The organism is Pseudomonas sp. Irchel s3f19 (assembly GCF_900187555.1).
GTDB lineage: Bacteria > Pseudomonadota > Gammaproteobacteria > Pseudomonadales > Pseudomonadaceae > Aquipseudomonas > Aquipseudomonas capeferrum.
In genome coordinates this window covers 28189-46090 of the sequence record NZ_FYDW01000012.1, presented here as the reverse complement: position 1 = coordinate 46090, position 17902 = coordinate 28189, and the positions used below count along the sequence as shown (strand labels likewise).

Genomic DNA, 17902 nt, shown 5'->3' with positions numbered 1-17902 from the left:
GACAGAAAACATTCATTTTCTATCGCAAGCCTCACCCCGGAGATGCAGCATGAGCCAACCGATCAAGCAACGCCTGGAAAACAGCCTGCAAGGGGCTGCCGCCTCAGGCCGCACGATCGCCAGCTACATGCTCGCCAACCTGCACGAACTGCCGTTCCAGACCTCGGCCAGCATTGCTGCCAAGCTCGGCGTCAGCGAATCCAGTGTCGGCCGTTTCTGCCGCTCGTTAGGTTATGCCCACCTCAAGGCGCTCAAGCAAGACCTGCAGAACGACCTGGGCGATGGCCCATGGCTGGTGGGTGACCGCCTGCAAGACTACCGCCAGAACCACGATGCCAGCGACACCGCCGGCAGCCTGGAGCTGGAAATCGCCGCCCTGGTCCGCGTGCACGAGTACCGCCAGAGCGAGCCCTGGCACCGCGCCGCGCAACGCCTGGCGAGCAAGCAGCGGGTATTCGTCGCGGGCTTTCAGACCGAGCGCGGCGTCGCCATGTGCATGAGCCACCTGCTGCAGTACCTGCGCGATGGCGTGCAACTGGTCGACCTCAGCGCCGGGCATTTCGGCGACGTGCTGCTGGGCCGCGCCGAAGACAGCGCACTGGTGGTGTTCGAGGCCCGCCGCTATTCACGTCACGCCCTGCAGCTGTGCCAGAAGGCGCGCGCAGCCGGCATTGCGGTCACCCTGGTGACCGACACCTTCTGTGACTGGGCCGATGCCAACGCCGACGAGGTGTTCCGCATCCCCACCGAGTTCAATCTGTTCTGGGAATCCACCGCGACCATGCTGTCGTGGGTGCACCTGATGGTCAACGAGGTCTGCAAGAAGCTCGGGCCGGATGTTGAAAAACGCTTGGAAGCGACTGCCGCTCTACATAACGAATTCGTCGGCTACACCTCGTGGCCGTCGGCAAAACAACAATAGCAAGAGTGCAAGAGGTGCGAGATGAACAAGACCATGGCTATGGTGGGTGCGTGTGCCCTGCTGCTGACGGGCGCCGCCAGTGCCGAAACCCTGCGCTTCGCCACCGAGGGCGCGTACCCGCCCTTCAACTATGTCGACGCCGATAACCAACTGCACGGCTTTGACATCGACATCACCCACGCCCTGTGCGAACAGATGAAAGTCGAGTGCACGCTGGTGGCCCAGGATTGGGAAGGCATCATCCCGGCCCTGATGGCACGTAAGTACGACGCCGTGGTCGCGTCGATGATCGACACCGAAGAGCGCCGCAAGAAAATCGCCTTCACCGATCATTACTACCGCACCCCGCTGACCGTGGCCGTGGCCAAGGACAGCGAGATCAGCGACGCCCAGAACAATTTCGTCGGCTACACCGTCGGCGCGCAGTCCTCTTCGACCCAGGCCATCTATGCCGAAGACGTCTATGGCAAGGCCGGCGCCGATGTGAAGCTGTACCCGACCATGGACGAAGCCAACGCCGACCTGGCCGCGGGCCGCCTGGACGGGGTGATCGCCGACAAGTTCCCCCTGCACGAGTGGATGAACAAGAACGGCCAGGACTGCTGCAAGATCCTCGGCGACGTGGCCGACACCAAGGCCGACGCCGCCATTGCCGTGCGCAAGGAAGACGAGGCGCTGCGCCAGCGCCTGAACACCGCGCTGCAACAGATCGTCGCCAACGGTACCTACCAGAAGATCGCCAGCAAGTACTTCGCTTTCGATATCTACAACTGATCTGTAGGAGCGGCCTTGCGTCGCGAAAGGGCTGCGTAGCGGCCCCGGGATCTATGCGACGGCACAGATTGCCGGGGACGTTTTGCGGCCCCGGGATGTATGCGACGGCACAGATTGCCGGGGGACGTTTTGCGACCCCGGGATTTATGCAACGGCACAGATTGCCGGGGCCGCTACGCGGCCCTTTCGCGACGCAAGGCCGCTCCTACAGCGACCGCATTACCCGTCCAAGGGGTTTGTCATGCTCGATCAATTGTCCTTGCTGTCTTTTGCCAGCGGAGGCTGGGGCCAGGCGTTGCTGGCCGGTGCCCTGGTAACCGTCTCGCTGGCCCTCGCCTGCCTGCCCATCGGCCTGCCCATGGGGCTGGCCGTGGCCCTCGCGGCGCGCTCGCGCAAGCGCCTGCCCCGGGCCTGGGCCACGACCTTCTCGACCGTTTTCCGCGGCCTGCCCGAACTGCTGACCTTGCTGATCATCTATTACGGCTGCCAGATCGCAGCGCAAAAGCTGCTGGCCGCCATGGGCTACCAGGGCGAGTTCCAAATCAACACCTTCCTGGCCGCGATGATCGCGTTCAGCCTGGTGTTTGCCGCGTTTTCCAGCGAGATCTGGCTGGCCGCCTTCAAGACCCTGCCCAAAGGGCAGCTTGAGGCCTGCTCGGCATTGGGCCTGAGCAAACGCACAGGCTTCTTCAAGGTAGTGCTGCCGCAACTGACGCGCATCGCCCTGCCCGGCCTGTCCAACAACTGGCTGTCGTTGCTCAAGGACACCTCGCTGGTGTCGACCATCTCGCTGGTCGACCTGATGCGCCAGACCAACCTGGCGGTGAGCGTGACCAAGGAACCGATGTTCTTCTATGGCGTTGCCTGCCTGGGCTACCTGCTGTTTTCGGCAGTCTCGGGCCGGGTCTTTGCCTTCATCGAGCGGCGTAGCAGCCGCCACCTGCAAGGAGCCCGGGCATGAACGTCGAACAATGGCTGGCGGTAGTCCTCGACCCCGACCTGCTGGAACGCTACGGCCCACGCTTCGTCGATGGCCTGCTGGTAACAGCCAAGCTGGTGGCGATTTCGTTCACCCTGGGTGCCGTGCTCGGCCTGTTGCTGGCACTGGCACGCCTGTCGCGCAGCCAACTGCTGCAACGCATGGCCGCCGGTTACGTGTACTTCTTCCGCGGCTCGCCGCTGCTGGCTCAGTTGTTCCTGCTTTATTACGGCCTCGGTTCGCTCAAGGGGTTTTGGCAGGACGTCGGCCTGTGGTGGTTCTTCCGCGAGGCCTGGTTCTGCACCTTGCTGGCGTTCACCCTGAACACCGCCGCCTACCAGGCCGAGATCTTCCGCGGCAGCCTGATGGCCGTCGCGCCTGGGCAGTACGAAGCTGCGCGGGCGCTGAACCTGAAACGCTCGACCACCTTCTTCAAGGTGATCCTGCCGCAGTCGTTGCTGGTGGCCATCGGCCCGCTGGGCAATGAATTGATTCTGATGATCAAGGCCAGCGCCATTGCCTCGCTGGTAACCATCTACGACCTGATGGGCGTGACCAAACTGGCGTTCTCGCGCAGCTTCGACTTCCAGATCTACCTGTGGGCCGCCGTGCTCTACCTGGTGATCGTCGAGCTGGTGCGGCGCCTCCTGAAACACCTGGAAGCCCGCCTGGGCCGCCACCTGAACTGACCGAAGGATACCTACCATGCATTGCCAGACCCTCGTCCTCGGCGCCGGCATTGTCGGCGTCAGCACCGCGCTGCACCTGCAGGCGCGTGGGCGCCAGGTGATTCTGATCGACCGTGACGAACCCGGCAGCGGTACCAGCCATGGCAACGCCGGGCTGATCGAGCGCTCCAGCGTCATCCCGTATGCCTTCCCGCGCCAAGCCGGTGCGCTGCTGCGCTACGGCCTGAACCGCCAGCCTGACGTGCGCTACAGCCTCCTGCACTTGCCCAAGGCCGCGCCCTGGCTGTGGCGCTACTGGCGCCAATCGGCGCCGGGGCGCCTGGCGGGCGCCGCTGCCGACATGCTGCCGCTGGTGCAACGCTGCGTCGAGGAGCACGACGCCCTGATCAAAGCCGCCGGCCTTGAAGGGCTGGTACAGGCCAAAGGCTGGATCGAAGTGTTCCGTGACCCGGCCCTGTTCGAGCAGGCCAAGGCCGAGGTCAAAGGCCTGAGCCGCTACGGCCTGCAGTATGAAATCCTCGAATGCGGGCAGCTCCAGGCCCGCGAGCACCAACTGGACAGCACCGTGGTCGGTGGCATTCACTGGCTCGACCCGAAGACGGTGAACAATCCCGGTGGCCTCACCCGGGGCTATGCCGCGTTGTTCGTGCAGCGTGGTGGGCAGTTCCTGCATGGTGATGCGCGCAGCCTGCGCCAAGTGGAAGGGCAATGGCAGGTCGACAGCCGTCGTGGCCCTGTCACCGCAAACGAAGTGGTGGTCTGCCTCGGTCCACAGTCGGCAGACTTGTACGAAGGCCTGGGGTACAAGATCCCGTTGGCGATCAAACGCGGTTACCACATGCACTACAGCACCCGCGACGGTGCGCAACTCGAACACTCGGTCTGCGATACCCAAGGCGGCTACGTGCTGGCGCCCATGGCCCGGGGCGTGCGCCTGACCACCGGCATCGAGTTTGCCGCCAGTAATGCGCCCGGCAACGAGATCCAGCTGCGCCGCTGCGAGGCCTTGGCCAGGCGCTTGTTCCCGGCGCTCGGCGAGCGCCTCGACGATACCCCTTGGCTGGGCCGTCGCCCGTGCCTGCCAGACATGCGCCCGGTAATTGGCCCTGCCCCTCGGCACCAAGGCCTGTGGTTCAACTTCGGCCATGCCCACCATGGCCTCACCCTTGGCCCGGTCAGTGGCCGGCTGCTGGCAGAGCTTCTGACCGGCGAGCGCCCCTTTACCGACCCTGCGCCCTACAGCGCGACGCGTTTCGACTGAACCTTGCGGAGAACAACAATATGACCGCCCCTCTGAGCCTTGCCAGCCTTGCCCCAGAACCCGACCCGCGCCCGGTGCTCATCCGCATCGAGGGCCTGAACAAGCACTATGGCGCGTACCATGTGCTGCACGACATCAACCTGCAGGTACGCGAAGGCGAACGCATCGTCCTCTGTGGCCCGTCCGGTTCGGGCAAGTCGACCCTGATCCGCTGCATCAACCGCCTGGAAGTGGCCCAACAGGGCAGCATCCAGGTTGATGGCACCGACCTGGCTGCCACCACACGCCAGGCGGCGCAGATCCGCAGCGAAATCGGCATGGTGTTCCAGCACTTCAACCTGTTCCCGCACATGACTGTGCTCGACAATTGCCTGCTGGCCCCTACCAGCGTGCGCGGGCTGTCGCGCAAGGACGCCGAAGAACGGGCACGGATGTACCTGTGCAAGGTCGGCATCGAGTCCCAGGCGCACAAATACCCCAGCCAGCTTTCCGGTGGCCAGCAGCAACGCGTGGCCATTGCCCGCGCCTTGTGCATGAAACCCCGGATCATGCTGTTCGATGAGCCGACCTCGGCACTGGACCCGGAAATGGTCGCCGAAGTGCTGGATGTCCTGGTGCAACTGGCCGGCACGGGCATGACCATGCTCTGCGTTACCCATGAGATGGGCTTTGCCCGGCAGGTGGCCGAACGGGTGCTGTTCCTTGAGGGCGGGCAGATCATCGAGGACAGCCCGCCACAGGTGTTCTTCAACCAGCCCAAGACAGAACGGGCCAAGGGTTTCCTGGCGCAGATTCTGCACTGAGCCCGTTCCTCCCTGTACCGGCTTCCTTTGGCAGCGGGCTTGCCCACCAAGAGGCCGGTACAGCCCCCCTTCATTGCAGCGGTGCAATGAACCAACTGCGTCGTTAAATATAATTGACCTAACCCCCTGCCAAACCCTTGCCGCTACAGGGCTGCAACGGTTTAACCCCCCTGAATTCGGCGTATCCCCCCCGCTAAAGCCTCTACCAGTCGTTTGACATATCGAACGGCTCTGGCAAGCTATCAACAAGTCCCGACCGGAATCGTCGCCTCTGACGAGCCGGCAGTGCTCGGGGCTTCAGGTCGCACACAAGGCCCCGGCCGTGCGCCTGCACAACAACGACAGGTCGAACCTGTCCCAAGGTGACATATGTCCAACAGCAACATTGGCAACAAGCAACCTTCCCTGCGCAAACCCGTCGTCCTGATGACCATGGGCAGCCAAGAGCGCAAAGGCCATGACTATCAGGTCATGACCCATAAATACATCACGCCGCTGGTCGACTTCGCCGATTGCGTCCCGGTCCTGGTACCCACTTGCTGTGGCACCGAAGACCTCGAGACCTATCTGAACATGGCCGACGGCGTCTACCTGACCGGTGCCGGCAGCAACATCGACCCGGCCCTGTACGGCCAGGACAACGAAACCCCGGGCAAGGGCCAGGATAAAGCACGCGACCTGTTCGACATCCCGCTGGTCAAGGCAGCCATCAAGCGTGGCCTGCCGATTTTCGGCATCTGCCGCGGCATGCAGGAAATCAACGTGGCCCTGGGTGGCGACATCTACCAGAAGGTGTATGCCGAGCCAGGCTTCAACGACCACCGTGAAAACCCCGAAGACCCGGTCGAAGTACAGTACGCCCAGGTCCACAGTGTGAAGGTCAAGCCAGGTAGCTGGCTGCGCGACACCCTGGGCTGCGACGAGATCCGCGTGAACTCGCTGCATGGCCAAGGCCTGCGCAACCTGGGTAAAGGCATCGAGCCTATTGCCCTGGCCGAAGACGGCCTGGTCGAGGCCATCCATGCCCCGAGCATTTCGCCCTTCCTGTTCGCGGTGCAGTGGCACCCCGAGTGGCAAGCCGCGAAGAACCCTGATTCGATCAAGATCTTCCAGGCGTTCGGCGATGCGTGCCGTGCCCAGGTCCGCAAGTCCCAGGTCAAGCACCATCAGGCTGCCTGACACAAAGCTTCGTTAGCTTTGATCGCGGGGCGGCGCAAGGCCGCCCCCGCTTCCCCGGTCACCCTCTGCTGGTCCCAGAACACTTCCCGTGGAAGCGGGCGGCGGGCTTGTGCCTGTCTCCGCGATCCTTTTTTTAGCCTTTCCCCCGCTTAAGAGATACGATGACTGTTCAGGTGGTTGTCGGGGGATTTTCTATGCCTGGAAGATCGAGCGCCGCGCGGGCGGCGCTCGATTTCAGCATCCCCCCAACACCCCAGCCAAGCACCCCAATCATAAAAAATTCTCCTAAGGCACTAGCCATCCCTCTAGTTGTACGATAACTTACCTCCATCGCAACACATCACTCCCTTCACCCCAAGCGCCTCAGGATGCCAACAACAATGAATCCACAAGAACTCAAATCCATCCTCTCCCACGGCCTGCTGTCTTTCCCGGTCACCGACTTCAATGCCCAAGGCGACTTCAACCAGGCTGGCTACATCAAGCGCCTGGAATGGCTCGCCCCCTACGGCGCCAGCGCCCTGTTCGCGGCCGGTGGTACCGGTGAGTTCTTCTCCCTGGCAGCCAGCGAGTACAGCCAGGTGGTGAAGACCGCCGTCGATACCTGCGCCACCTCGGTACCGATCCTTGCCGGCGTCGGCGGCTCGACCCGTCAGGCCATCGAATACGCACAAGAAGCCGAGCGCCTGGGTGCCAAGGGCCTGCTGCTGCTGCCCCACTACCTGACCGAAGCCAGCCAGGATGGCGTTGCCGCCCACGTCGAAGCCGTGTGCAAATCGGTGAAGATCGGGGTGGTGGTCTACAACCGCAATGTCTGCCGTTTGAATGCCGACCTGCTGGAGAAGCTCGCCGAGCGCTGCCCGAACCTGATCGGCTACAAGGACGGCCTGGGTGACATCGAGCTGATGGTGTCGATCCGTCGCCGCCTGGGCGATCGCTTCAGCTACCTGGGTGGCCTGCCGACCGCCGAGGTGTATGCTGCGGCCTACAAGGCGCTGGGCGTGCCGGTGTACTCCTCGGCCGTGTTCAACTTCGTGCCGAAGACCGCGATGGACTTCTACCACGCCATCGCCCGCGAAGACCACGCCACCGTCGGCAAGCTGATCGATGACTTCTTCCTGCCGTACCTGGACATCCGTAACCGCAAGGCCGGCTACGCCGTGAGCATCGTCAAGGCGGGCGCGAAGATTGCCGGTTACGACGCAGGCCCGGTACGCACGCCGCTGACCGACCTGACCGGCGAAGAATACGAAATGCTCGCAGCGCTGATGGACAAGATGGGTCCGCAATAAGCGAACCCCTGCGGCCTGAACTGCCGCCGCCGGAGTGGGAACCCCCCACCCCGGCTACAACTCGTGAGCCCGCACAAAAATAACTAGTGGGAGTATTACCAGCATGCAAGCGACTAAAAAGACGCATGTGCGCTACCTGATCCTGTTCATGCTGTTTCTGGTGACCACGATCAACTATGCCGACCGCGCCACCATTGCAATCGCAGGCTCCAGCCTGCAGAAAGACCTCGGCATTGACGCCGTCACCCTCGGTTATATCTTCTCCGCCTTTGGATGGGCTTACGTGGCTGGCCAGATTCCTGGTGGCTGGCTGCTCGACCGTTTCGGCTCCAAGAACGTCTACGCCTTCAGCATCTTCACCTGGTCGCTGTTCACCCTGCTGCAAGGGTTTGTTGGTGGCATGCCGGTGGCCTGGGCGGTGGTAACCTTGTTCACCCTGCGCTTTCTGGTCGGTTTCGCCGAAGCCCCGTCGTTCCCGGGTAACGCCCGCATCGTCGCGGCCTGGTTCCCCACCGCAGAACGCGGTACGGCGTCGGCCATCTTCAACTCGGCGCAGTATTTTGCCACCGCACTGTTTGCCCCGATCATGGGCTGGATCGTCTTCAGCTTCGGTTGGGAACACGTGTTCGTGGTGATGGGCGTGCTTGGCATCCTGTTCTCGTTCGTGTGGCTGAGAACCATCTACAACCCCAAGCAACACCCGCGCATCAGCCAAAGCGAGCTCGAACACATCGAGCAGAACGGCGGCCTGGTGGACATGGACCAGAAACGCGGCAACGACGGCCCGAAATGGGGCTACATCAAGCAGCTGCTGACCAGCCGCATGCTCCTGGGGGTGTACCTGGGCCAGTACTGCATCAACGCCATCACCTACTTCTTCCTGACCTGGTTCCCGGTGTACCTGGTGCAGGAGCGCGGCATGACCATCCTCAAGGCGGGTGTCATCGCCTCGCTGCCCGCCATCTGTGGTTTCATCGGTGGCGTGCTGGGCGGTGTGCTGTCGGACTGGCTGCTGCGCCGCGGCAACTCGCTGACCTTCTCGCGCAAGCTGCCCATCGTCTGCGGCCTGTTACTGTCAACCACCATGGTCTTCTGCAACTACGTCGATGCTGAGTGGATGGTGGTCGGTTTCATGACCCTGGCCTTCTTCGGCAAGGGCATTGGCGCACTGGGCTGGGCGGTGGTCGCCGACACTTCGCCGAAGCAGATCGCTGGCCTGTCGGGCGGGTTGTTCAACACCTTCGGCAACATCGCTTCGATCACCACGCCCATCGTCATCGGCTACATCATCAGCGCCACCGGCTCGTTCAAGTGGGCCCTGGTGTATGTGGGTGCCAATGCCTTGGTCGCGGTGTTCAGCTACCTGGTGATCGTCGGCCCGATCAAGCGCATCGAGCTGCGTGAAACCCCAAAGGCTGAAGCCGAGCCCGGCGCCAATGGCGAACTGGCAAGCTCCCGTCACTGAGTGAACACGCCCGCCGCCGGCACCTGCCGGCGGCGGGCGGATGTATAAAGCCTGAGCAATCACTAGAAGGGCCCGAACATGCAGTTGATCGAACATTCCGACTCGCCCCGCTACGTCCGCCTGCACGATGACGACAATGTCGTGGTAGTGGTCAACGACGGTGGCCTGGGTGAAGGCGCCCGCTTCCCCGACGGCCTGACCCTGGTCGAAGGCGTGCCACAGAGCCACAAGGTGGCCACCGTGCTGATCGCCAAGGGCGAGCCGGTGCGCCGCTATGGGCAGATCATCGGCTACGCCCTGGAAGACTTGCGCCAGGGCACCTGGGTGCAGGAAAGCCAGCTGGCCATGCCAGAGGCGCCGGCGCTGGACAGCCTGCCGCGTTGCGATGCCGTGCCCGAGGCCCTGCCGCCGCTCGAAGGCTTCACCTTCGAGGGCTACCGCAATGCCGACGGCACCGTGGGCACCCGCAACATCCTTGGCATCACCACCACCGTGCAATGCGTGACCGGCGTGCTAGAGCATGCGGTCAAGCGCATTCGCCAAGAACTGCTGCCCAAGTACCCCCACGTCGATGACGTGGTCGCCATCACCCACAGCTACGGCTGCGGCGTGGCGATCAATGCCCGCGATGCCTACATCCCGATCCGCACCGTGCGCAACCTGGCGCGCAACCCCAACCTTGGTGGCGAAGCGCTGGTCATCAGCCTGGGCTGCGAAAAACTGCAGGCCGGCCAGGTCATGCATGACAACGATCCGTCGGTAGACCTCAGTGACCCGTGGCTGTACCGCCTGCAGGATGCCAGCCTGGGCTTCGGCGAAATGATCGAACAGATCATGGCGCTGGCTGAAACCCGCCTGAAAAAACTCGACCAGCGCCGCCGCGAAACGGTGCCCGCCAGCGAGCTGATCCTGGGCATGCAGTGTGGCGGCAGCGATGCGTTCTCCGGCATCACCGCCAACCCGGCACTGGGCTACGCCTCGGACCTGCTGGTACGTGCGGGTGCGACCGTGCTGTTTTCGGAAGTGACCGAAGTACGCGACGCCATCTACATGCTGACCTCCCGCGCCGAGAACCAGGACGTGGCCGAGGCGCTGGTGCGTGAGATGGACTGGTACGACCGCTACCTGCAACAAGGCGCCGCCGACCGCAGCGCCAACACCACACCGGGCAATAAGAAGGGTGGGTTGTCCAACATCGTCGAAAAGTCCCTGGGCTCGATCGTGAAGTCCGGCAGCGGCGCCATTCAGGGCGTGCTTGGCCCTGGCGAGCGAGTGGCGCGCAAAGGCCTGATCTTCTGCGCCACCCCGGCCAGCGACTTCGTCTGCGGCACCTTGCAACTGGCGGCCGGGATGAACTTGCATGTGTTCACCACAGGCCGCGGCACGCCGTACGGCCTGGCCATGGCCCCGGTGGTCAAGGTCTGCACCCGCACCGAACTGGCCGAACGCTGGCCCGACTTGATCGACATCGACGCAGGGCGCATCGCCACAGGCCGCTCAAGCATCGAGGAGCTGGGTTGGGAGCTGTTCCACTACTACCTGGATGTGGCCAGCGGCCGCAAGCAGACCTGGGCCGAACAGCACAGGCTGCACAACGACATCACCCTGTTCAACCCGGCGCCGATTACGTGAGGCCCTTGGGCTGCTTTGCAGCCCTTCTCGACCGCCTACCCCCCTTCATTCACCTACAGGAGTGCCAAAATGCCTGAGATCCTAGGCCACAACTTCATCGCCGGTCAGCGCAGTGCCGCTGGCGCGCAACGCCTGCAGAGCCTGGACGCCACCACCGGCGAGGCCCTGCCTTACAGCTTCGTGCAAGCCACTGAAAGCGAAGTCGACCAAGCCGCCCAGGCCGCCGCTACCGCCTTTGCCGAGTTCCGCCAACTGGCCCCGGCGCGCCGCGCCGAGTTCCTCGATGCCATCGCCGCCGAGCTGGATGAACTGGACGACGCCTTCGTCGCCATCGTCTGCCGCGAAACCGCTCTGCCTGCAGCGCGGATCCAGGGCGAGCGCGGCCGTACCAGTGGCCAGATGCGCCTGTTCGCGCACGTGCTGCGGCGCGGTGACTACCTCGGTGCACGCATCGACCTGGCCCTGCCCGAGCGCCAACCACTGCCTCGCGTCGACCTGCGCCAGATGCGCATCGGCGTAGGCCCGGTCGCCGTGTTCGGTGCCAGCAACTTCCCGCTGGCCTTCTCGACGGCCGGTGGCGACACGGCTGCCGCCCTCGCCGCTGGCTGCCCGGTGGTGTTCAAGGCACACAGCGGCCACATGGCCACAGCAGACCTGGTCGGCTGTGCAATCCAGCGCGCCGCCGAGCGCACCGGCATGCCCAAGGGCGTGTTCAACATGGTCTTCGGCGGTGGTGTCGGCGAATGGCTGGTCAAGCACCCGGCCATCCAGGCGGTCGGTTTCACCGGCTCGCTCAAGGGTGGCGACGCCTTGTGCCGCATGGCCGCCGAGCGCCCACAGCCAATCCCGGTATTCGCCGAGATGTCCAGCATCAACCCGGTGATCATCCTGCCTGGTGCCCTGGCCAAGCGCGGCGAAGCCATCGCCCGCGAACTGGCGGGCTCGGTGTGCCTGGGTGCCGGCCAGTTCTGCACCAACCCGGGCCTGGTGATCGGCCTGCAATCGCCGCAATACAGCCAACTGCTCGCCGACCTCGGTCAGCACCTCGAGCAACAGGCCGGCCAGACCCTGCTCAACGCCGGCGGCCTGCGCAGCTATGTGGGCGGCCTGGAACACCTGCACGCCCATGCCGGTATCGAACACTTGGCCGGCCAACCGCAAGCAGGCAGCCAGGCGCGCGCACAGCTGTTCAAGGCACAGGTGCGCCTGCTGGTCGACGCCGACCCCTTGCTGCAAGAAGAAGTGTTTGGCCCGACCACCGTGGCTGTCGAAGCCCAGGACAACGCCCAACTGCGCGCCGCGCTGCTCGGCCTGCGTGGCCAGTTGACCGCGACCCTGATCGGCGAGCCTGAAGATTTCGAAGCCTTCGCCTGGCTGGTGCCGCTGCTGGAAGAAAAGGTCGGGCGGATTCTGGTCAATGGCTACCCCACCGGCGTCGAAGTGTGCGATGCCATGGTCCACGGCGGGCCGTATCCGGCTACGTCGGATGCGCGCGGCACCTCAGTCGGCACCTTGGCCATCGACCGCTTCCTGCGCCCTGTGTGCTACCAGAACTACCCACAGGCGTTGCTGCCTGAGGCACTTCGCGATGAGAACCCGCTGGGGTTGCGCCGGTTGGTGAATGGGCAGTGGAGTGACGGGAGGATCTGATCGCCCTGAAATGTAAAAGCCCCGCACACGTCGGGGCTTTTTCTTTTGTCGGTACCGGCCTCTTCGCGGGTGAGAGAGGTCTCAGGCCCCTTGCGCCTCAGCTTCCTCATGCGCCTGGCGCAGGCGCTCGCGGCTGTTGCTCAGGTGCATGCGCATGGCCATCTTCGCCCCTTCGCTGTCTTGCCGGGCAATGGCTTCGTAGATCGCCTCGTGTTCATGCATGAGCCGGCTCATGTAGTGCGCCTGGTCGTCATGGGCCAGGCGCGCCGAGTTGAGCCGGGTACGCGGGATGATACTGGTACCCAGGTGGTTGATGATGTCGGCGAAGTAGTGGTTGCCACTGGCCTGGGCAATGCGCAGGTGGAACTGGAAATCCGCCGATACGGCATCGTTGGCATGGGCCGCGCCTTCGTTGAGCTCATCCAGCGCCGCGCGCATGCCGACCAGCTGTTCATCGCTGCGCCGCTGCGCCGCCAGGCCCGCCGACTCGATCTCCAGGGCAATGCGCAATTCCAGCACCGCCAGCACTTCACGCAGGGTCACCACGGTCGCCGGGTCGATACGGAAACCGCCCGTGGACGGTGCATCCAGCACAAACGTACCGATGCCGTGCCGGGTCTCCACCTGCCCTGCGGCCTGCAGCCGCGAGATAGCCTCGCGCACCACCGTGCGGCTGACGCCCTCTTCGGCCATGATCTGCGATTCGGTCGGCAGCTTGTCGCCACGCTTCAGTTGGCCGCTGCGAATCCGCTCGGTCAGCACTGTGACCAGTTCCTGGGCCAGACTGCGCGGCTTGCGCCGGGTCCTTGCCTGTACCTGCTGCTCTGTCATGCCCTGTATTTCACCTTGAAAGACAATGCCCATGATAGCGCAAGCAGTTGTACGATCACATACACCGTATGCGGTATTTCTGTATGGGTCTGCGCCACGCACCACGCAAAAAATCTGCTTCATGCACTGGTCTATCCCCAATGCGAGGCTGTACTGTGCGCCTTCGCGCTCACTCATCCATGGAAGGAAACGACAGCATGAAACCCCTCGACCGTCTTCTGCTCGCCACTGGCCTGCTGATCCCCCTCTGGCTGCTGGCCGGCGTCTGGCTGACCGCCCAGGCTTACCCAGGTTACGACCACCTGCAACAGGCCATGAGCCAACTCGGCGCCGAGGGTGCACCCACCCAGCTCTGGTCGCCACGGGTCAACAACTTCCCCTTGGCCGTGCTGTTCGCCCTGTTCGCCTGGGGCCTGGCCCGTCGCTGGCAGGGGTCGACCCTGGCACGGGTCAGCGCCGTTCTGGTGCTGCTGCATGGCCTGGGCAGCCTGGGCACTGGCTGGTTCCCCTGCGACCAGGGCTGCGCACCGGCGCAGCCCTCGCTGTCACAGCAACTGCACAACCTCTCGGGCCTGCTGATGTTTCTTTCATTGACCCTGGCCAGTGCCCTGTGGGCATGGCTGGGCAAGCGGGTTGCCGGTTCGCGAACGTTGGCGCTGTTCTCCCTGGCGTGCGTGGTGCTGGCGATCGCCACCGTCGTGCTGATGGGGCAGGCGGCGCAGAGCGGCCATCTGTTCGGCCTGTACCAGCGCCTGAACTACGGCATATCGGTGATCTGGGTGGCTGGCCTGGCCTGGGCCAGCTTGCGCGCGCCAGCCAACGCGCTGCGCATGGCCGCAATCTGACGGCAAATTGCTGGCCCCCAGCGGCTTGAAGCGAAGGCAAACTCCCTTCTCCTTCAGATGCTTAGGACAGCAACATGCGAGTACTTCTAGCAACGATGGCCGGCTGCCTGCTGGCCACGGCTGCCTTCGGCGCCCAGGCCAGGGCGCTGAGCCAGAATGATCGCCACACCTGTGGCTGGGGCGCGCAGATTGCCGCAGAAGCTCAGCAGGCCAAGTTAGCGGGGGTAACCCTGTATGCCACGCGTAAGAAGCTGCAAGTGCGCAGGTTCGCCAAACCGTGGATGCGCATGACCGCCTTCGGCATTACCGAGCAGACCTACAACAGCCGATCGCGGTTGAAGCCGGCGGCGATCAAGCAGACCTACTACGAGCAATGCGTGCAGCATGCTGTGGCAAGAAGATAAGTAATTATTTTTCATAAACTTATAGTCGAAACTTTAAGTAAAACATTGAATACGGATCCTGTCCGAACTATCAAGCCGCTAGACGCTGTGACCGGCGTCCAGCGCCTGGACATCTGTTAGGCTGATCAAACCCCTCTCGCCCAGCCTCGACTATTCGCCCCATGGATGAACTACGCAAGATCGACCTCAACCTGCTCCTGGCCTTGCATGCGCTGCTGACCGAGAAGCACGTGACCCGCGCCGCCCTTCGTCTGCATCGCAGCCAGCCGGCAGTGAGCCATGCATTGGCACAACTACGCAGGCATTTCGACGACCCGTTGCTGATCCGCCAGAACGGCCACATGGCGCTGACCGCACGTGCGCAGTCGCTGGCCAAGCCGCTGCAAGACGCCTTGGGCAACCTCAATGCGCTGCTGGCCGCCCCCCTGTTCGACCCGGCCCAGGCGCAGCGCCGCTTCCGCTTGTCACTGTCCGACTATTCGTCGCGCATCATCCTGCCAGCGCTGGTTCGCCACGTGCGCCAGGTCGCCCCAGGCGTGGACCTGGCGATCAGCCAGGCCAGCCGTGAAACCATGTTGGCTCAGTTGCTCGATGGCGAACTCGACCTGGCCCTGGGGATATTCCCCGACCTGCCGCAGGACATCACCGCACAGCCACTGTTCGAGGAAAGCTTCACCAGCGTCGCCGACCGCCAGGTGTTGCCCGCCAGCGGGGGCCTGACGTTGGCCGAGTGGCTTGCGCGGCCCCATGTGTTGATAGCCATGCGCCCGGATGCCCACGATGAAATCGAACGCGCGCTGGCCGCCCGAGGCCTGCAACGGCGCATTGCCCTGGCGCTGCCGCACTGGAGCGCGGCGGTGGAGGTACTTGCCGGCACCGACCTGATTCTCACAGTGGCCAGCCGTGCGGTCGGTTCATTGCGCCAGCACACAGCATTGCGCCGGTTTGAACCGCCACTGGCCATTCCCTCATTTGCCTATCAACAGGCCTGGCACCAGCGCAAAGACAGCGACCCTGGGCACCGCTGGCTGCGCGAAGCCGTGTGGGCTTGCAGTCAGCCGCTTGATCAGCCTTCTGACTGATTGAGCGCTGGCGGCTTGGCCGCAGCGCTTGTCGCCCAGTTGCCCTGCACCATGAATACCCCGCACAAAATCAGCACCACCCCGGCCAGCCTGACCAGGCTGATCGGCTTGCCACCCAACCCCATTACCCCGAAATGGTCAGCGATTACCGCCATCAGGATCTGCCCTGCCACCACCAGCGCAAGAAAACCCGCTGCGCCCAGTTTCGGCGTAAGTGCGGCCGCGCCGGCCACGTAAATGGCGCCCAGCACGCCGCCGATCCATAACCACCAGGGCCCTTGCAGGGCCTTGCTTACGTCTGGTACGGGCACCCGGAGGATCAGCAGCGCTGCGATCACCACCAGCGAACTCACCGCAAGTGAGGTGAATGCCCCCCACAACCAATGCCCCAAGGCACGGCCAACCGCCGCGTTGCCAGCCGCCTGAAACGGCAGCAGCGCCCCCGCGAGAAAGGCCATGGCCACCGGGACAACGATGAAAAGCAGGGTTTTGCTGTACATGACCGCCCTCAATATCGGTAGTAAGAGGGTAATGATCCGGACATTTGCCAGGACCATGGAAATCGAAAATATGCACGCGAATTATTCGCGCGATGGATGGCGGGAGACCTAGCGTGATACAGGGCAGCCCCAGAACCAACCCGTTGAGCTAGGATGCTGGCCTTGCGCGCCTACACGCTGTCGGCCGCAGGCGTATTTCCCCTTTTGTGATGGAACACATTCGATGAGCGATGAACGCAAGACGCAACTGGACCACGGCCTGATACCGACCCGCAACCTTGCAGAATGCCTGGCAGTCGACCAACTTGCCCTGGCAACGGCCGTCGCACAGCAACTGCCGCCTGCCGTAGGTGAATGCCTGGTTCAGGCAGCCAGGGAAAAACAGCCCTTGGGGCTGTCGAAAAAAATCGCGGGCATCGGCCTGGCCCTCGGCCAATGGTTGCAACAAGCCCCCGTTGCGATTAGCCAGCAGGTGTTCGAACACTGCGGTGCCCACCCTTCGGATACGGTGCGCAGCTGGGCGGCCTTCGCGCAGGCGCACCTCACCGTCAGCCTTGACCTGCACGCGGCCGTGGCGGCCCAACTGCGCTTCGCCAGAGACCCGCACTTCGGTGTGCGCGAATGGGCCTGGATCGCCTTGCGACCGCGCCTCAGCGAGGACCTCCCTGCGGCCCTCGCATTGCTCGGCAGGCAGGCCAGTAGCGAAGACCCGCTGGAACGTCGGTTCTGCATCGAAGTGCTGCGCCCCCGCGGCGTCTGGTGCGAACACATAACGGCCCTCAAGCAGGCGCCGGAGGCCGCTGAAGCGCTGCTGGTGCCGCACCTGGCGGAAAGCGAGAAATACCCCCAGGACTCGGTAGCCAACTGGCTCAATGACGCCAGCAAAACCCGACCAGACTGGGTACTCGACCTGTTCGAGCGCCATCCACCGGCCTGCAAGGCCTCGCGACGCATCCAGCAAAGGGCCACACGCAGCCTGACGCGCTGAATCCCCCTAAGCGGCCGCCGTCAACGCGACGTCTCGACCCTCAGCACTTCGGTGTAGATGGCATCGACCGTCTGGCCCACCTTGAGGTTTTTCATCCGCGCCTGCAGGTCGGGGTTCTCGACCTTGACCACCTGCAGCTTGCCCTCTGGCGGCAGCAGGCTCACTTCATGCTGCTTGAGGTCGATCTTCTTGATCTGCGAGGTGACCCTGACCTGGCGGAACGCCTCGCCGCCCGGGTTCGGGTTGTTTTCGGTGGCGCGAATGGTGCCGGACTCATCACTGACCTTCGGCGCACCGCCCACATCGGTGTTGAGCACATAGGCCACCGCGCGGGTCACGTAGATGTCGACCGTGTCACCGACTTTGAGGTTGGGCAGCGCCTTGGCCTTTTCCGTCAACTGGAAGGTCACAGGCTTGTCGTTGGCACCCTGCACCGTGACCAGGCGCTTCTCCAGGTCAATGGCCTGGACCTGGGTGGTGACATGGCTTTCAAGCGCTTCACTGCCAATCGGCACGTCGGCGGCCTGGGCTGTGAAGCTGCCAGCGAAGACCAGCGAGGCGATTGCCACAGCGCGAGCGAGTGAACTGATAGGTTTCATAGGCATG

The 17902-nt window shown here is 63.7% G+C and carries 18 protein-coding genes; 15 read left to right on the top strand and 3 right to left on the bottom strand.

From position 1 onward, the window contains the following. Nucleotides 1-49 precede the first annotated feature (49 nt). The 11 genes from CKW22_RS22050 (at nucleotide 50) to CKW22_RS22000 (ending at nucleotide 12646) form a co-directional block, all read left to right on the top strand. Nucleotides 50-922, top strand: coding sequence for a MurR/RpiR family transcriptional regulator (locus tag CKW22_RS22050; RefSeq protein ID WP_033697396.1), 873 nt, complete (start codon nucleotides 50-52; stop codon nucleotides 920-922). 21 nt (nucleotides 923-943) lie between these two features. Beyond that, nucleotides 944-1696, top strand: coding sequence for a transporter substrate-binding domain-containing protein (locus CKW22_RS22045; protein ID WP_033697395.1), 753 nt, complete (start codon nucleotides 944-946; stop codon nucleotides 1694-1696). A gap of 241 nt (nucleotides 1697-1937) precedes the next feature. Then, a complete protein-coding gene (locus tag CKW22_RS22040; RefSeq protein ID WP_033697393.1) occupies nucleotides 1938-2657 on the top strand; it encodes an ABC transporter permease in 720 nt (239 codons plus the stop codon). Then, nucleotides 2654-3364 carry an ABC transporter permease gene (locus CKW22_RS22035; RefSeq protein WP_033697392.1) on the top strand — a complete coding sequence of 237 codons (711 nt, stop codon included), beginning with the start codon at nucleotides 2654-2656 and terminating at the stop codon, nucleotides 3362-3364. The genes CKW22_RS22040 and CKW22_RS22035 overlap by 4 nt, the downstream gene beginning before the upstream one ends. A gap of 16 nt (nucleotides 3365-3380) precedes the next feature. Next, nucleotides 3381-4625 (top strand): FAD-binding oxidoreductase, encoded by a 1245-nt coding sequence (locus CKW22_RS22030; RefSeq protein WP_033697391.1) that lies wholly within the window; start codon nucleotides 3381-3383, stop codon nucleotides 4623-4625. A gap of 20 nt (nucleotides 4626-4645) precedes the next feature. Then, nucleotides 4646-5428 carry an amino acid ABC transporter ATP-binding protein gene (locus tag CKW22_RS22025; protein WP_047583739.1) on the top strand — a complete coding sequence of 261 codons (783 nt, stop codon included), beginning with the start codon at nucleotides 4646-4648 and terminating at the stop codon, nucleotides 5426-5428. A 369-nt stretch (nucleotides 5429-5797) separates the two neighbouring features. Beyond that, the gene (locus tag CKW22_RS22020) at nucleotides 5798-6607 is read left to right on the top strand and encodes a gamma-glutamyl-gamma-aminobutyrate hydrolase family protein (RefSeq protein ID WP_033697389.1); all 810 of its coding nucleotides are present in this window, start codon (nucleotides 5798-5800) and stop codon (nucleotides 6605-6607) included. 380 nt (nucleotides 6608-6987) lie between these two features. Continuing rightward, a complete protein-coding gene (gene kdgD / locus CKW22_RS22015) occupies nucleotides 6988-7899 on the top strand; it encodes a 5-dehydro-4-deoxyglucarate dehydratase (RefSeq protein WP_033697388.1) in 912 nt (303 codons plus the stop codon). Nucleotides 7900-8002: 103 nt separating this feature from the next. After that, on the top strand, nucleotides 8003-9364 hold the full coding sequence (locus CKW22_RS22010) for an MFS transporter (protein ID WP_033697387.1): 1362 nt from the start codon (nucleotides 8003-8005) through the stop codon (nucleotides 9362-9364). Nucleotides 9365-9442: 78 nt separating this feature from the next. After that, nucleotides 9443-10996 carry a galactarate dehydratase gene (gene garD, locus CKW22_RS22005; RefSeq protein WP_033697386.1) on the top strand — a complete coding sequence of 518 codons (1554 nt, stop codon included), beginning with the start codon at nucleotides 9443-9445 and terminating at the stop codon, nucleotides 10994-10996. 69 nt (nucleotides 10997-11065) lie between these two features. Then, nucleotides 11066-12646, top strand: a complete 1581-nt coding sequence (locus CKW22_RS22000) for an aldehyde dehydrogenase (NADP(+)) (RefSeq protein ID WP_095065103.1) — start codon at nucleotides 11066-11068, stop codon at nucleotides 12644-12646. Between the two features lie 81 nt (nucleotides 12647-12727). Here the strand turns inward: CKW22_RS22000 and CKW22_RS21995 are convergent, their stop codons facing one another. After that, nucleotides 12728-13477, bottom strand: coding sequence for a FadR/GntR family transcriptional regulator (locus tag CKW22_RS21995; protein WP_033697384.1), 750 nt, complete (start codon nucleotides 13475-13477; stop codon nucleotides 12728-12730). Between the two features lie 197 nt (nucleotides 13478-13674). On the opposite strand from CKW22_RS21995, the gene CKW22_RS21990 reads away from it, so the two are divergent. The 3 genes from CKW22_RS21990 (at nucleotide 13675) to CKW22_RS21980 (ending at nucleotide 15808) form a co-directional block, all read left to right on the top strand. Then, the gene (locus CKW22_RS21990; protein ID WP_047583742.1) at nucleotides 13675-14322 is read left to right on the top strand and encodes a DUF998 domain-containing protein; all 648 of its coding nucleotides are present in this window, start codon (nucleotides 13675-13677) and stop codon (nucleotides 14320-14322) included. 74 nt (nucleotides 14323-14396) lie between these two features. Then, a complete protein-coding gene (locus tag CKW22_RS21985) occupies nucleotides 14397-14726 on the top strand; it encodes a hypothetical protein (protein ID WP_033697382.1) in 330 nt (109 codons plus the stop codon). A 161-nt stretch (nucleotides 14727-14887) separates the two neighbouring features. Then, nucleotides 14888-15808 (top strand): LysR family transcriptional regulator, encoded by a 921-nt coding sequence (locus CKW22_RS21980; protein ID WP_033697381.1) that lies wholly within the window; start codon nucleotides 14888-14890, stop codon nucleotides 15806-15808. Here CKW22_RS21980 and CKW22_RS21975 read toward each other — a convergent pair. After that, nucleotides 15793-16308 carry a DMT family transporter gene (locus CKW22_RS21975; protein ID WP_047583743.1) on the bottom strand — a complete coding sequence of 172 codons (516 nt, stop codon included), beginning with the start codon at nucleotides 16306-16308 and terminating at the stop codon, nucleotides 15793-15795. The genes CKW22_RS21980 and CKW22_RS21975 overlap by 16 nt on opposite strands. A gap of 223 nt (nucleotides 16309-16531) precedes the next feature. Here CKW22_RS21975 and CKW22_RS21970 point away from each other — a divergent pair, with 223 nt between their 5' ends. Then, complete coding sequence (locus tag CKW22_RS21970; RefSeq protein WP_033697379.1) at nucleotides 16532-17296, top strand: DNA alkylation repair protein; 765 nt, start codon at nucleotides 16532-16534, stop codon at nucleotides 17294-17296. Nucleotides 17297-17316: 20 nt separating this feature from the next. On the opposite strand, the gene CKW22_RS21965 is transcribed toward CKW22_RS21970, so the two are convergent. Beyond that, on the bottom strand, nucleotides 17317-17895 hold the full coding sequence (locus CKW22_RS21965) for a hypothetical protein (RefSeq protein ID WP_033697378.1): 579 nt from the start codon (nucleotides 17893-17895) through the stop codon (nucleotides 17317-17319). Between the last annotated feature and the right edge of the window lie 7 nt (nucleotides 17896-17902).